This window comes from Pseudomonas sp. Marseille-Q1929 (assembly GCF_017316265.1).
Classification (GTDB): Bacteria; Pseudomonadota; Gammaproteobacteria; order Pseudomonadales; family Pseudomonadaceae; genus Aquipseudomonas.
The window spans coordinates 18467-33364 of record NZ_JAFLWU010000030.1 but is presented as its reverse complement, the minus strand read 5'-3'; the positions used below and the strand labels follow the sequence as shown (position 1 = coordinate 33364).

The 14898-nt window shown below is 59.9% G+C and carries 16 protein-coding genes and 1 tRNA gene; 11 read left to right on the top strand and 6 right to left on the bottom strand.

Annotated features, from left to right (window positions below):
- Positions 1-10 precede the first annotated feature (10 nt).
- Positions 11-739 carry an aspartate/glutamate racemase family protein gene (locus J1G37_RS24560; protein ID WP_207045919.1) on the top strand — a complete coding sequence of 243 codons (729 nt, stop codon included), beginning with the start codon at positions 11-13 and terminating at the stop codon, positions 737-739.
- 122 nt (positions 740-861) lie between these two features.
- Here J1G37_RS24560 and J1G37_RS24555 read toward each other — a convergent pair whose 3' ends face one another.
- Positions 862-1785 (bottom strand): LysR family transcriptional regulator, encoded by a 924-nt coding sequence (locus J1G37_RS24555; RefSeq protein ID WP_207045917.1) that lies wholly within the window; start codon positions 1783-1785, stop codon positions 862-864.
- Positions 1786-1911: 126 nt separating this feature from the next.
- Between J1G37_RS24555 and J1G37_RS24550 the strand changes: the two genes are divergently transcribed.
- Positions 1912-2658, top strand: a complete 747-nt coding sequence (locus J1G37_RS24550) for a 3-oxoacyl-ACP reductase family protein (RefSeq protein WP_207045915.1) — start codon at positions 1912-1914, stop codon at positions 2656-2658.
- 111 nt (positions 2659-2769) lie between these two features.
- On the opposite strand, the gene J1G37_RS24545 is transcribed toward J1G37_RS24550, so the two are convergent.
- Complete coding sequence (locus tag J1G37_RS24545) at positions 2770-3456, bottom strand: HAD-IA family hydrolase (protein ID WP_017739227.1); 687 nt, start codon at positions 3454-3456, stop codon at positions 2770-2772.
- 109 nt (positions 3457-3565) lie between these two features.
- Here J1G37_RS24545 and J1G37_RS24540 point away from each other — a divergent pair, with 109 nt between their 5' ends.
- The 6 genes from J1G37_RS24540 (at position 3566) to J1G37_RS29085 (ending at position 7254) form a co-directional block, all read left to right on the top strand.
- Entirely contained in the window at positions 3566-3931 is a 366-nt protein-coding gene (locus J1G37_RS24540; RefSeq protein WP_017739228.1) for a DUF2784 domain-containing protein, read from the top strand.
- Positions 3932-3985: 54 nt separating this feature from the next.
- Positions 3986-4564 (top strand): DUF4337 domain-containing protein, encoded by a 579-nt coding sequence (locus tag J1G37_RS24535; RefSeq protein WP_017739229.1) that lies wholly within the window; start codon positions 3986-3988, stop codon positions 4562-4564.
- Positions 4565-4707: 143 nt separating this feature from the next.
- A complete protein-coding gene (locus tag J1G37_RS24530) occupies positions 4708-5367 on the top strand; it encodes a M24 family metallopeptidase (RefSeq protein ID WP_207045914.1) in 660 nt (219 codons plus the stop codon).
- 17 nt (positions 5368-5384) lie between these two features.
- The gene (locus tag J1G37_RS24525; protein ID WP_207045913.1) at positions 5385-5738 is read left to right on the top strand and encodes a gamma-glutamylcyclotransferase family protein; all 354 of its coding nucleotides are present in this window, start codon (positions 5385-5387) and stop codon (positions 5736-5738) included.
- Positions 5739-5824: 86 nt separating this feature from the next.
- Entirely contained in the window at positions 5825-6202 is a 378-nt protein-coding gene (locus tag J1G37_RS24520) for a c-type cytochrome (RefSeq protein WP_207045946.1), read from the top strand.
- 104 nt (positions 6203-6306) lie between these two features.
- Positions 6307-7254, top strand: a complete 948-nt coding sequence (locus J1G37_RS29085) for a fimbrial protein (RefSeq protein ID WP_242551715.1) — start codon at positions 6307-6309, stop codon at positions 7252-7254.
- A gap of 262 nt (positions 7255-7516) precedes the next feature.
- Here J1G37_RS29085 and J1G37_RS24510 read toward each other — a convergent pair.
- Positions 7517-7606, bottom strand: a tRNA-Ser gene (locus J1G37_RS24510).
- Between the two features lie 336 nt (positions 7607-7942).
- On the opposite strand from J1G37_RS24510, the gene J1G37_RS24505 reads away from it, so the two are divergent.
- The 3 genes from J1G37_RS24505 (at position 7943) to J1G37_RS24495 (ending at position 10609) form a co-directional block, all read left to right on the top strand.
- The gene (locus tag J1G37_RS24505; RefSeq protein ID WP_017739235.1) at positions 7943-8635 is read left to right on the top strand and encodes a crotonase/enoyl-CoA hydratase family protein; all 693 of its coding nucleotides are present in this window, start codon (positions 7943-7945) and stop codon (positions 8633-8635) included.
- A gap of 212 nt (positions 8636-8847) precedes the next feature.
- Positions 8848-9570: a 1-acylglycerol-3-phosphate O-acyltransferase gene (locus J1G37_RS24500; RefSeq protein WP_207045912.1), complete on the top strand. Its 723-nt coding sequence runs from the start codon at positions 8848-8850 to the stop codon at positions 9568-9570.
- Between the two features lie 67 nt (positions 9571-9637).
- On the top strand, positions 9638-10609 hold the full coding sequence (locus J1G37_RS24495; RefSeq protein WP_017739237.1) for a magnesium and cobalt transport protein CorA: 972 nt from the start codon (positions 9638-9640) through the stop codon (positions 10607-10609).
- Here the strand turns inward: J1G37_RS24495 and J1G37_RS24490 are convergent.
- From J1G37_RS24490 to J1G37_RS24480, 3 genes are all read right to left on the bottom strand, one after another.
- Positions 10606-11331: an amidotransferase gene (locus J1G37_RS24490; protein WP_207045911.1), complete on the bottom strand. Its 726-nt coding sequence runs from the start codon at positions 11329-11331 to the stop codon at positions 10606-10608. The genes J1G37_RS24495 and J1G37_RS24490 overlap by 4 nt on opposite strands.
- A 94-nt stretch (positions 11332-11425) precedes the next feature.
- Positions 11426-13570, bottom strand: coding sequence for a 3-hydroxyacyl-CoA dehydrogenase NAD-binding domain-containing protein (locus tag J1G37_RS24485; protein WP_207045910.1), 2145 nt, complete (start codon positions 13568-13570; stop codon positions 11426-11428).
- Positions 13571-13586: 16 nt separating this feature from the next.
- A complete protein-coding gene (locus J1G37_RS24480) occupies positions 13587-14792 on the bottom strand; it encodes an acetyl-CoA C-acetyltransferase (protein ID WP_207045909.1) in 1206 nt (401 codons plus the stop codon).
- Positions 14793-14898: the final 106 nt, after the last annotated feature.

The window sequence follows — 14898 nt, the reverse complement described above, 5'->3', positions numbered from 1 at the left end:
AGGACATTCCATGCGCATCCTCGTGGTCAACGTCAACACCACCGAATCCATCACCGAAACCATCGCCCAGCAAGCCCGCGCCGTGGCCGCGCCAGGCACCGAGATCGTCGGGCTCACGCCCTACTTCGGCGCCGAATCCGTGGAGGGCAATTTTGAAAGCTACCTGGCCGCCATCGCGGTGATGGACCGGGTGATGGCCTACGATCAACCCTTCGACGCAGTGATCCAGGCCGGTTACGGCGAACATGGCCGCGAAGGCTTGCAGGAGCTGTTGAACGTGCCGGTGGTGGACATCACCGAAGCGGCCGCCAGCACCGCGATGTTTCTGGGCCACGCCTATTCGGTGGTGACCACCCTCGACCGCACGGTGCCCCTGATCGAAGACCGCCTGAAACTCGCCGGGCTGTACCAACGCTGCGCGTCGGTGCGAGCCAGCGGCATGGCGGTGCTGGAGCTGGAAGAAAACCCGCTGGCCGCGATGGAAGCCATCGTGCGCCAGGCAGAACTGGCAATCAGCGAGGACAAGGCCGAGGTGATCTGCCTGGGTTGCGGCGGCATGGCCGGGCTGGACGAGCAGATTCGCCAGCGCACCGGCGTGCCGGTGGTGGATGGGGTGACGGCGGCGGTGACGATTGCGGAAGCGTTGGTGCGGTTGGGGTTGTCGACATCCAAGGTGAGGACCTATGCGACGCCAAGGCCGAAGAAAGTCATTGGCTGGCCTAGCCGGTTCGGGCGGTAGACCGATGCGCCTGCATCGCAGGCAAGCCAGCTCCCACAGTTGATCGCATTGCAACTTTGGAATGCATTCCCCTGTGGGAGCTGGCTTGCCTGCGATGGCCACGACTCGGTCTGACAGTGTGATCAGACCGCACTGAACCGCCGCCCCCACCCCTGCTCGGCAAACTGCTCAATAATGAAATCCACGAACGCCCGAGTCTTGCCCGGCAACAACTTATGCTCGGCGTAATAGATGGAAATGTTGCCATCGTCCACATACCAGTCCGGCAACACCCGCACCACCGCACCACTGTCCAGGAACGGCACGGCCATCGGCATGCTCACCAGCGCAATGCCCAAGCCTTGGGCGCTGGCGCAGCAGGCGGCTTCGGAGTCGCTCATGGTCATGCCCGGCTTGAGCACCAGCGGGCGGTGCTCTCGCTCGATGCTGGTCAATTGCCACGAGCGCACGCGCCCGGTTTGTGGGGAACGGATCAGGATGCCGCTGCAGCGCGCCAGGTCTTCTGGCGCGTTGACCGGCGGGCGTTGCGCCAGGTAATCCGGCGCGGCCACCAACACCCGATGGGCCGGCGTCAACTTGCGCGCCACCACGCCCTGGGGCAGCTCAAAACCGCCGCCGATGGCGGCATCAAAACCTTGGCCGATCAGGTCCACCTGGCGGTTATCGAAGTGCCAATCCGGGCTGATATCCGGGAAGCGCTGCATGAACGCGCCCAGCAACGGCACTACGTAGCGATTGCCAAACACCGTACCCATGCTGACCTTGAGCGTGCCCACCGGACGCCCTTCGGCGCTGGCCAGATTGGCCACCGCGTTCTGGATGGTGGTGAGACTGGCGCCGACTTCGTCGAGGAACAACTTGCCGGCTTCGGTCAGGGTCAGGCGCCGCGTGCTGCGCTGGAACAGGCGCACGCCGAGGCGCGCCTCCAGCTTGGCGACACTTTTGCCCACCGCCGCGGGGGTGAGGCTCAGGTGCCGCGCGGCCTCGGCAAAACTGCCACCTTCGGCGCTGCGTACAAAGCATTCGATACTGCCAAAGCTTTCCATATCGCCTCATTCTAAACTTTTGGTTTACACAGACTATAGCAATCACGGTCTACCGGCGCCCCAGGGCGAGGCGGATACTCGGCTCCAACAACAAGGCATTCCGCCTTGAACAGCTAGGAGATCGACATGACCACACAAAACCTCAGCGGCAAAGTCGCCTTGATTCAAGGCGGTTCCCGCGGCATCGGCGCCGCCATCGTCAAGCGCCTGGCCGCCCAGGGCGCAGCGGTTGCCTTTACCTACGTCAGCTCGGCCGCCAAGGCTGAAGAACTGCAGAACAGTGTGATCAGCACCGGCGGCAAAGCCCTGGCGATCCACGCCGACAGCGCCAGTGCCGAGGCGATCCGCAACGCGGTCAACGCCACCGTCGAAGCCTTTGGGCGCCTGGACATCCTGGTGAACAACGCCGGCGTACTGGCCATCGCCCCACTGGAAGACTTCAAGCTGGAAGATTTTGACCAGACTCTGGCGATCAACGTGCGCAGCGTGTTTATCGCAACTCAGGAAGCCGCCAAGCACATGGGTGACGGTGGCCGGGTGATCAATATCGGCAGCACCAACGCCGAGCGCATGCCCTTTGGTGGCGGCGGGCCTTATGCAATGAGCAAGGCCGCGCTGGTGGGCCTGACCAAGGGCTTGGCACGGGACCTGGGGCCGCGCGGGATTACCATCAACAATGTGCAGCCAGGGCCGGTGGACACAGACATGAACCCGGCGAACAGTGATTTTGCCGAGAGCTTGATGGGGTTGATGGCGGTTGGGCGGTATGGACATGTGGAAGAGATTGCCAGCTTCGTTGCCTACCTGGCAGGCCCGGAGGCCGGCTACATCACCGGTGCCAGCCTGACCATTGATGGCGGCTTCAGCGCCTAAGTCCTCAAGCACACTGCAAAACCAAATGTGGGAGCTGGCTTGCCTGCGATGGCGTCTTCAAGATCGCTATCGCAGGCAAGCCAGCTCCCACATTTTTTTGACCGCGTTTACTCAGCGCAATGGCGGCAGGCCATAGGCCGCCAGGTCAAACTCCGCGAGCTTGCGGATGATCTGGTCGGCATGCTGGTACTTGCTGTCGGCCATGGCCTCATCCGGCACGGCGATGGCGGTCATGTTGGCAGCCTTCGCAGCGGTCACACCGAACGGCGAATCCTCGAACACCAGGCAATCCTCGGGCGCAACGCCCAGGCGGCGGGCGGCGGTGAGGAAGATGTCGGGCGCAGGCTTGGCGGCGCCGACTTCCGGGTCATCGGCGGTGACGATGGTGTCGAACAAGCCAAACCATTCGCGGTGCAAGGTGGTCTTGTGGCCAAACGAATTGCGCGACGAGCTGGTGCCCACGGCAATCGGAATATTGTGTGCCTTCAAGTGCCGCACCAGCGCTTCGGCGCCGGGCATGCCCAGCGCCTTGGGGAAACGCTCGCTCATCAACGGCTCGCGAATCACCAGGAACTCGGCCGGTGTGATCGGCAAGTCCAGCGCCTTGACCACATACTCGGCCAAATCCTGCGCACCACGGCCGATGATGTGCTGCTTGATCCCCCAGTCATAGGTACGACCGTAACGTTCAGCGATGATCTGTGTGACTTCGGTGTAGATGCCTTCTGTATCCAGCAACAAACCGTCCATATCGAAAATCACGGCCTTGATCGGGCCGGCGGTACGCGGTGCGTTCATCAAAACAGATCCTTGGGGGGAAGGACTAAAAGGATTCAGCACAATAACGGCCACGCTTGCCGGCAGGCAACCCTTTAGACTGTGCGCCTCTCCTTTTGAAGTGACCATGATGCTCTACCGCCTTGCCGCCGACAGCCTGGTGCTGTTTCACCTCAGCTTTATCCTGTTCGTGTTGTTCGGCGGGCTGCTCGCCCTCAAATGGCACCGCGTGATGTGGTTGCACCTGCCCGCTGTAGCGTGGGGAATCGCCGTCGAGGTGCTGCACCTGCCCTGCCCGCTGACCCGCTGGGAAAACCTGCTGCGCCACCTCGCCGGGCAGGACGGCTATGGCGCTGGGTTTATCGAGCACTACATCCTCGCGCTGATCTATCCCGCCGGGCTGACGCCGGATATCCAACTGGTGCTGGGCGCGGTGGTGGTGGCGATCAACGTTGCGGTGTACGGCTGGCTGATCCGGCGTTACGTACAGGCTTGAGACAGCTCGGCTGGTGAAGAATCAGGCTCCCTCAGTCCGTTCGTAGCCGAGCCCATGTCCGAAGCCTTCGAAGTCCCCAGCCCTCACGAAAAACACATCGAACACACCACCGAACATGCCCACGGCCGCGGGGACAATTTCGCCAGCCGCATTGCCGTGATGACGGCACTGATGGCCACCCTCGGCGCGATGCTCAGCTACCAGGCCGGCTCCACCGAAAGCGAAGCGGCGATGGACAAGAACAACGCCGCCATCATCAAGACCGAAGCCGCCAACCAGTGGAACTACTACCAGGCCAAATCCAGCCGGCAGAACCTCGCGGAACTGGCCACCCACATTCCCGGCGTGGACGCGGCGCATTACAAGGACGAGATCGAGCGCTACAAAAGCCAGAAGGAAGACGTGCGCAAACAGGCCGAGAAGCTTGAGGCGACGTCGAAGGCATGGGATGAAAAGTCGGAACAGGCGCTGCACCAGCACCACCGCTGGGCCCAGGCGATGACCGCGATTCAGATCGCGATTTCGCTGGCGGCGATTACGCTGCTGACGAGGAAGGAGTGGTTGAAGCGCATGTCGTATGCGGCGGCGGGTGTGGCGGTCGTGCTCGGCAGCCTGGCATGGCTGCATATCTGACACACCACAGGCCAAAAATGTGGAAGCTGGCTTGCCTGCGATAGCGGTGGCTCAGCCCCCACAATTTGCACTGTCACTACACCGCTCCATCGCTATATAGTAAAAAGCATAACGAAAAACCGACACAAGCCGAGGAACCGCTGGTGACCGCACAACCCAAGGAAGCCGTGGGCGACGCCTACAGTATCGAATCCATGCGCTACGCCCAGGCCATGACCTGGCAAGCCATCGACCAACTCGCCCAACGCATCCGCCCCGGCATGCTTGAGTCCGAAGCCCGTGAATTGGGCAAGCACGTCCTTGCCGACCTCGACATGCAACGTATCTGGCACCCGCTGCTGGTGCGCTTCGGCGCCAACACCCTGAAGGCCTTCAACCAGCGCTCCGAAGGCGACCCGGTGCTGGGCGAAGACGACATCTTCTTCATCGACATGGGCGCCGTATGGCAAGGCCACGAAGGTGACGCCGGCGCCACGTTCACCACCGGCAACGATGCAGAAATGATCGCCTGCGCCAGCGCCGCCAAAGCCCTGTTCGACCGCGTCCAGGCGCGCTGGAAAAACGACCAGGTCGTCGGCCTCGAACTCTACCGCTACGCCGAAGAACAAGCCCAGGCCATGGGCTGGCAACTGAACCTCGACATCAAGGGCCACCGCGTCAGCGACTTCCCCCACGCCATCCACCGTGGCGGCGACCTCGGCGACTTCGAGCACTACCCGAACGCGGGATTGTGGATCCTCGAAATCCAGATCGCCCACCCGAGCAAACCCTACGGCGCCTTCTACGAAGACCTGCTTGCCTGACCCTTTAAGGACCCCAAATGGAACGCTCCACCGATTTTCCCGTGCTGCTTTTTTCCTACGGCACATTGCAGGACAAAGCCGTACAACTGGCCAACTTCGGCCGCGAGCTGGCGGGCCAGCACGATGCAATGCTCGGCTACACAAAAAGCTGGGTAGAGATCACCGATCCCGAAGTGCTGGCCACCAGCGGCAAAACCCATCACCCGATCGTGGCGCCCACTACCGAAAACGGCCACAGCGTGGAAGGCATGGTCTTTCAGATCACCGAGAAAGAACTGGCAGCGGCGGATGCGTATGAAGTGTCGGACTACAAGCGGGTGTCGGTGGCCCTGGCGTCAGGGCTGACGGCTTGGGTGTACGTGCAGGCATAATGAGTCACGGGGGCATGAACACTTGCCGGCCCCCAGCCAAGCACGCTTTCGACCCAAACCTACTTTATGAAAAAGGCCATCTATCAATGAGGATGTCACTCATCGCTGCGTTGGGATTTTTATCACTGATACAGGCTCCACTCTCCCTCGCGGAGAACATCAACGGCAAGAATCTCTTTTCGCAGCGATGCGCCATGTGTCATGGAGCCGACCTCAAAGCCACAGGACCACTGGCCAACAAAAGCACCCCGCCTACGCCCAACCTGACCACACCCACCTTCAAGAAACGGCTGGGTGATTATCCGGGCGTCATCGTCTCTTCGATCATACTTCGCCCCAATGGCGACTTGATTCCACGAACCTTGCGGGAGAATGGGGTAAAGCTTGCGCCGCATACGTGGACCATCCAGGACCTGCGCGACTTGAATGAATACATGAGCGGGGCGATCACCAAAGCCCGATGAGCAGGCTGAAAATGCACAGCAATAAATTAGGGAACGTCTGATATTCGCAGGCTTCGATGCTGAATAGAGTGCTTCATTGTTCAGATCACTCTATCGGTATCAACATGACGTTTTGGAAAAGTTTATTGGCCAGCGCTGCCGCAGTATTGCTGGCTTACTCATCATCGAGTGCTGCAGCAAGCTGTTACTTGAGTAATAGCAACGCACTTACCGTTAATTTCGGAAAAAATCTAACTCAGAGCATTTCGACACCCCAAGATGTACCGAACGGAACGGTAATTTACTCGGAAACTTCCGAAGTAATGCAAAAATTTGACCTTTTTTGCCAAAACGGAATAGTCGGTTTTAACGTCAATCCTGCCTTGGGTAGTGCGACCACTGGAACGGTCTTTCCTTTAGGAGTGCCCGGGCTCGCGTTCCGAATATCTTTCGGTAACTATTATGTATCCGCGCCAACACTTCAATCCGGTAACATCACCTTTTTCTACCCCTCTACAAGCTACCGCCTTGAAATCATCAAGTCTGGCGAGCTTTTATCACAGAGCCCGGTCCCTGCAATCTCACTGGGAGAGTTCCGAGGCGATAACTTGAAAGTAATCACCTTCAACCTAATCAACCCAGTGACTGTTAATGCTGCATCCTGCCAAACACCCTCGGTATTTGTGGCGATGGGTGACGACTATCAATTGTTTGAATTCGATAACACCGGCGACGCACCTCGACCGATAAAATTCGACCTGTCGTTGAACAACTGCCAACGCGGAATACAAAAAGTCACTTACCAACTCCAGGCCAATACTCCGGTGATCGACGCGCAAAAAGGCATTGTCGCACTGAGCGGCGCATCAACTGCCAAAGGCATCGGCTTGCAACTGAAGAACGATGCAGGCCAACCCATTGTGCTAAATACCCCTTACGTGTTCAGCGGGTTCAACACTACGGGCACCGACTTCAAAATCCCTTTAAACGCCGCTTATATTCGCCTGGCGGACAGCACCCTCCAAGCCGGCAGCGCCAATTCGGAAGTTACCTTTATCGTGAACTACCTATAACGAGGAAGGTCGTCTCATTTACCCCAGAAACGGCCATTCAAACATCGTGAACTCGCAACCTCCGAAAGCCATTTAGTCCCCCCTCCACTGCCGCCCAAAGCGCATCGCTGGCCAAGGTCAGCCACTCATCCGGCAGGCTCTTTTTGCGCCCCCAAATAGAGCCCCAGTCCCGGATCTGTCCCATATGGCCATTTTTCAGACGACAAAAACCACAAACCCCCGGTTTCCTCTAGGAAAACCGGGGGTTTGTGTTTACTTAATGTGGCGGTGAAGGAGAGATTCGAACTCTCGATACAATTTCTTGTATACACACTTTCCAGGCGTGCTCCTTAAGCCACTCGGACACTTCACCGTATCTCGTCAAACTAGTTCAGTCTGTCGAGGCGCGCTAATGTAGTCGAAAGGCTTTCAGATGGCAAAGGTTTTTTTCAGAATTTTCATGCGCTTAGCGGGATATGCCATTTCACGCCCGGCAAGGGGCGGTGTTTCTGCCATTCTCAGGCACCGGCAGCATGCGTCTGGTTCGGCTGTTGTGCCCTGCCCTAGGCTGCCCAGCGCGGGGCAGGCGGGAAAAGTCTGACTGGGTAGTCAGTCATGGCGCTTTACCGAGGCGGGCGTGGTGGGTAACGTCTGTGCATGCTCGTCTATAAACAGCCTATCTATAACAAGTCCTACAAGGAACCGCGTCATGAGTGAGTTGATTGCTTACCACCTCGAAGACGGTATCGCGACCCTGACGTTGAGCAACGGCAAGGTGAATGCCATTTCTCCCGATGTGGTCAGTGCGTTTAATACAGCGCTGGATCAGGCGGAGAAGGATCGGGCGGTGGTGATCATCACCGGCACGCCGGGGATTTTGTCCGGTGGTTATGATTTGAAGGTGATGACTGCCGGTCCTAAAGAGGCAATCGGCTTGGTGACGTCGGGTTCGACCCTGGCGCGCCGCCTGTTGTCGCACCCGTTCCCGGTGATTGTGGCGTGCCCAGGGCATGCGGTGGCCAAGGGCGCGTTCCTGTTGTTGTCGGCGGATTATCGGATTGGGGTCGAGGGCCCGTTCAGCATTGGCCTGAATGAAGTGGCCATCGGCATGACCATGCACCACGCCGGGATCGAGTTGGCGCGGGATCGTCTGCGCAAATCGGCGTTTCATCGTTCGGTGATCAATGCCGAGATGTTTGACCCGCAGGGCGCGTTGCAGGCTGGTTTCCTGGATAAGGTGGTGGCGCCTGAAGAACTGCACGCGGCAGCGCTGGAAGCCGCGCGGCAGTTGAAGAAGATCAATATGAATGCGCACAAGCACACCAAATTGAAGGTACGCAAAGCGCTGCTGGAGGCCTTGGACGACGCCATCATCCAGGATCAGGGCCATAATCTGAGCTGACGCCTACATCCGCAGCACCAGAGCCCGACCTTGAGTCGGGCTTTTTCTTACAAAGAAATCCGAAACACCTTTAGCCGCTCTAGCCAGCCGCTACTGGCATACGTTGAAACATGTACTTAAACATCGCCTATCTCCTACCTCTACAGGGGTAATTGCCGAATACAGTGCACATCCGTACACTGCGCCACCTTTTGTCTCGATAGGCCGTGTCGATGCTTTTTCTGTTGCGTATGTTGTTGATGGGCCTGCATTTTATGATCGCGGGTGTGTTGGGCGTGCTCGTCGGGATCTGCCGGCCATTCAACCCGGACAACAGTCGCCTGTGCGCACGCCTCTATGCGCTGCCGGCCATGCGGATCCTGGGGCTGAACGTCAAGACCGATGCGGACTCGCTGCGAAACAAGCCCAGCGGTTGCGTGATCATCGCCAACCACCAGTCCAACTATGACCTGTTTGTATTCGGTAACGTGGTGCCCTACCGCACCGTGTGCATCGCCAAGAAAAGCCTGAAATGGGTGCCGCTGTTCGGCCAGTTGTTCTGGTTGGCGGGCAATGTGCTGATCGACCGCGGCAATGCGCACAAGGCGCGCCGGGCGATGCTCACCACCACCGATACCCTGCAACACAAAGACACCTCGATCTGGGTGTTCCCCGAGGGCACGCGCAATTTGGGCAAGGGTTTACTGCCATTCAAGAAAGGCGCGTTCCATATGGCGATTGCGGCCGGCGTGCCCATCGTGCAGGTGTGCGTGAGCAATTACGTCACGCACATGCGGCTGAATCGCTGGAACAGTGGTGATGTGCTCATACGTTCGTTGCCGCCGATTCCTACGGCTGGGATGACGGCGGATGATGTGCCGACGCTGATGCAGGCGTGTCAGGCACAGATGGATACATGCATTGCCCAGATGGACGGCGAGCTGCAAAACCGCTGAAACAATCGAACTCAGTTCCAGCTAAGCTGCCCAACACCTGTCCTCCTAATAAGAAGTGATCAGCACCATGGGTAGAGTTGTTGCGGCCGCCGTCTACAGCGCCGGTAAGAAAGTTACTGATATCACCCTCGACGAAGGCGCGGCCTGGGCCGCCAAACCCAACCACTTTGTTTGGATCGGCCTGGAAGAACCCAACGCCCAGGAGCTGGCCAACCTGCAACGCCAGTTCAACCTGCATGAACTGGCCATCGAAGACGCCCTGGAAAAACACAGCCGCCCGAAGCTGGAAACCTTTGGCGACGCGCTGTTTATCGTCACCTACTCACCGGTGCGCGAGAACGGCAAGCTGGTGTTTATCGAGACCCATATCTTTGCCGGCAACGGCTACATCATCACCGCACGTAACGGCCACTCGGCGTCCTACGGCTTTGTACGCCAGCGCTGTGAGGCGCGGCCGCTGTTGCTGGAGCATGGGGAAGATTTCGTACTCTATGCGCTGCTGGATTTTGTCACCGAGAACTACCAGCCCGTCAGCGAAGCGATCCATGCCGAGATCGATGAGCTGGAGCGCAATGTGCTGTGCAGCTCATTGAGTGAACGCGACATCCAGAAGATTCACGGCCTGCGCCGCGATGTGCTGCGGCTCAAGCGTTATGTCGCGCCGATGGTGGAGATCAGCCAGGAGTTGCAGAAGCTGAGCTTCCCGTTTATCGACAAGAACATGCGCCCGTACTTCCGTGACGTGCAGATCCACGTGACGCGGCAGATGGAAGACCTGACCACCCTGCGCGATATCGCCAGCCAAACCATCGAGATCGGTGTGTTGCTGGAGGCCTCGCGCCAGAGCGTGGTGCAGCGCAAGTTCGCCGCGTGGGCGGCGATCCTTGCGTTCCCCACGGCGGTGGCGGGGATTTATGGGATGAACTTCCAGAACATGCCCGAGCTGCAATGGCACTACGGCTATTTTGCGGTGCTCGGGTTTATCGCGTTTGGCTGCACAGGGCTGTGGGCCAGCTTCAAGCGTTCGGGCTGGCTTTAAGCCGCAGCGCCAGGCTTGTGCGCGACAAAACGCATCATCCATTCCGCCACGGTCACGCCGTGGTGGTCATGCTCCAGGCTGGCCACGCCGCTGCTGTAGATCTGCTCGCCGAGGTTCTGCTGGCGAATATCCAGCAAGGCGCGGGAGTAATCGTGGATAAACTCCGGGTGGCCCTGGAAGCACAGCACCTGGTCATTGATGTGGTACGCGGCAAACGGGCAGAAATCGCTGGAAGCGATGACGGTGGCGTTTTCCGGTAGCGCGGTGACCTGGTCCTGGTGGCTGATCAACAGGGTCAGTTCCTCGACCACCGGGCTGATCCACGGTGCCTTGGCGGCCATTTGATAGTTGTGGATGCCCACGCCCCAGCCTTGGCTCGCGCGCTCGCTCTTGCCGCCCAGCAGCAGCGCCAGCAATTGGTGGCCGAAACAGATGCCCAACAGTTTGTCGCCGCGCTCGTAGCGGTTGAGCAGGTAGGTCTTGAGGGTCTGGATCCACGGGTCGGTGCCAAACGAGTCGGCCTTGCTGCCGGTGACGAGGTAGGCGTCGAACACCTGGTCGTCCCCCGGGTAATCGCCGTTCATCACGTTATACACGGTGAACTCGGCCGCAATCGGCTGCTGGGAAAACAGACGCTGGAACATCTGCCCGTAACCCTGATATTGATCCACCAACTCCGGGCGCAGGACATCGGTTTCCAGAATGCAGACGCGTAGCGACATAAAAAATACCTGACACGGTGATGGGAATAATGCACACCCCAGAGCCTGCCTTGAAATACCCCTTCAAGGCAAGCCCTGCCCGTGCGCCTATTCGCTAGAAGCTAGCACCCTGCGCGGCTTTTTCCAGCAGCAACGCCGGCGGTGTGAAGCGCTCACCATACTGCTCGGCCAGATAGCGGGCGCGGGCGATGAAGTCGTTCAGGCCATACTGATTGATGAACTGCAACGCGCCGCCACTCCACGCGGCAAAGCCGATGCCGAAGATCGAGCCGACGTTGGCGTCAGCCGTGGACATCAGCACGCCCTCCTCCACACACCGCACGGTTTCGATGGCCTGGATAAACAGCAAGCGGTCACGCACATCTTGCGGCGAGATGCGTTGATCAGGTCGTTCAAAGCGCGCTTTCAGTTCAGGCCACATCCGCTTCTGACCACCGGCGGGGTAATCGTAAAAACCGCCGCCAGCCGCCTTGCCCAAGCGCTTGTACTCGTTGACCAACAGATCAATCACCACCGTCGCCGGATGCGTCGGCACGGCCTTGCCTTCGGCCTGTAGATCCTTGGCCGTCTGCTGTCGGATATGGCTCATCAAGCTGAGGGACACTTCATCCGACACCGCCAACGGCCCCACCGGCATACCGGCCTTGCGCGCTTCGGTCTCGATCATGGGCGCGGCCACGCCTTCGCCGAGCATGGCGATGCCTTCGTTGGTGAAGGTGCCGAACACCCGCGAGGTGAAGAAGCCGCGACTGTCGTTGACCACAATCGGAGTTTTCTTGATTTGCAGTACGAAGTCGAAACCGCGCGCCAGGGTTTCGTCCGAGGTGTGGGCGCCCTTGATGATTTCCACCAAGGGCATCTTGTCCACCGGGCTGAAGAAATGCAGGCCGATAAACTTGCCTTGATCCGGCACGGCCATCGCCAGCCCGCTGATGGGCAGGGTCGAGGTGTTGGAGGCGATCACCGCGTCGGCACCGACCACTCGTTGCGCCGCAGCGGAGACCTTGGCCTTGAGTTCGCGGTCTTCGAACACCGCTTCGATGATCAGATCGCACCCGGCCAGGTCGGCGTCCTCGGCCGTAGGATGAATCCGCGCGAGGATGGTTTCCCGCTGTTCGGCGCTCAATTGCCCACGGCTGACTTTCTTGTCCAGCAACGCCGCCGAGTGTGCCTTGCCCTTCTCGGCCGCCGCCAGGTTGATGTCCTTGAGCACCACCTCGACCCCGGCGCTAGCGCTGACGTAGGCGATACCCGCGCCCATCATCCCGGCGCCGAGCACGCCGACCTTACGCGTGACATAGGGTGCAAAGCCTTGCGGCCGCGAGCTGCCGGCGTTGATTTCATTGAGTTGAAACCAGAAGGTGCCGATCATGTTTTTCGCCACTTGCCCGGTCACCAGTTCGGTGAAATAGCGGGTTTCGATCACATGTGCGGTGTCGAAATCCACCTGGGCCCCTTCAACGGCGGCACACAGGATTTTCTCCGGGGCGGGGAAACAGCCCTGGGTTTTACTGCGCAGGATCGACGGCGCGATGGCCAGCATCTGCGCGACTTTCGGGTTCGAGGGCGTGCCGCCGGGGATTTGGTAACCCTTGTTGTCCCAAGGCTGTCTGGCTTCGGGATTGGCGAGGATCCAGGCGCGGGACTTGGCCAGCAATTCATCGCGATCCGCCGCCAGCTCGTTGATCAGCCCGGCCTGCAACGCCTGTTGTGGCCGGACTTTTTTGCCCTCCAACAAATACGGCAAGGCCTTTTCCAGCCCTAGCAGGCGCACCATGCGCACCACGCCGCCGCCACCGGGCAGTAAACCCAGGGTGACTTCCGGCAGGCCAAGCTGCACGGACTTGTCGTCCAGCGCGACCCGGTAATGGCACGCCAGGCAAATCTCCCAGCCGCCGCCCAGCGCTGCGCCGTTAATCGCGGCGACCACCGGCTTGCCGAGGGTTTCCAGGCGGCGCAGTTGCGCTTTGAGCACCCTTACGCCGTCGTAGAAATCCTTGGCGTGGGCCTTATCGACCTTGATCAGCTCATTGAGGTCGCCGCCGGCAAAAAAGGTCTTCTTCGCTGAGGTGATGACCACGCCGGCGAGCGAGTCTTTTTCTGCCTCCAGGCGCTCGACCGTCGCGGCCATGGCCTCGCGGTACACGCCGTTCATGGTGTTGGCGCTCTGGCCGGGCATGTCGAGGGTCAGCACGACGATCTGGTCCTGGCCTTTTTCGTAACGAATGGCTTGGGTCATATTGGATTCCTTGGGCTCAGAGCCGTTCGATAATGGTGGCGATGCCCATGCCACCGCCGACACACAGGGTGGCCAGGCCGTAGCGCTGCTGGCGTGTTTCCAGTTCATCGAGCAAGGTGCCGAGAGTCGCGCAGCCGGTGGCGCCCAAGGGGTGGCCCATGGCGATGGAGCCGCCGTTGACGTTGACCCGGGCGGCGTCGATGCCCATGTCCTTGATGAATTTGAGGACGACAGAAGCAAACGCTTCGTTGACTTCAAACAGGTCGATGTCTTCCACGCGCAGGCCGGCCTTGGCCAGGGCCTTGCGCGTCGCCGGCGCAGGGCCGGTGAGCATGATGGTCGGGTCGGTGCCTGTCACCGCCGTGGCGACGATGCGCGCCCGGGGTCGCAGGCCCAACTCGCGGCCCTTGGCTTCGGAGCCGATCAGCATCAACGCGGCGCCGTCGACAATCCCGGAACTGTTGCCAGGGGTGTGTACGTGGTTGATGCGCTCCACATGGCTGTAGACCCGCAGTGCGGTGGCGTCGAAGCCCATCTGCCCGATCATTTCAAAGCTTGGCTTGAGCTTACCGAGGCCTTCGAGGGTGGAGTCGCCACGAATGAACTCATCGTGGTCGAGCAGGACGATGCCGTTCTGGTCCTGCACCGCGATCAGCGACTTGTTGAAGGAACCGTCTGCACGGGCCCTGGCCGCTTTCTGCTGGGAATGTAGGGCGAAGGCGTCCACATCCTGGCGCGAGAAGCCTTCCAGGGTCGCGATCAGATCCGCGCCGATGCCCTGTGGCGTGAAGTGGCTGTGCAGGTTGGTTTGTGGGTCCAGCACCCAGGCGCCACCGTCGCTGCCCATGGGCACGCGGGACATGGACTCGACGCCACCGACCACCACCAGGTCTTCAAAGCCGGAACGTACCTTCATCGCGCCGAGGTTCACCGCTTCCAGGCCCGAGGCGCAGAAGCGATTGACCTGCACGCCGGCGACGCTGATGTCCCAGTCGGCCACCAGCGCGGCGGTCTTGGCGATGTCGGCGCCTTGGTCGCCCACCGGGGTGACGCAACCGAGGACGATGTCATCCACCTGGTGCGTGTCGAGGTCCGTGCGCCGCGCCAGCGCGCTGAGCAGGCCCGCCACCAGGTTTACCGGCTTGACGCTGTGCAAGGCGCCGTCGGCCTTGCCTTTGCCACGGGGCGTGCGTATCGCATCAAAGATCAAAGCTTGGGTCATGACGTCCTCGAACCGCTGTGCATGTGTGCCCCTTACCTTAGGCCCGATTGACACGGTTTCAATGACGGATGCGCTCATTGCTTTTGACACCCATGCTCGGACGAAC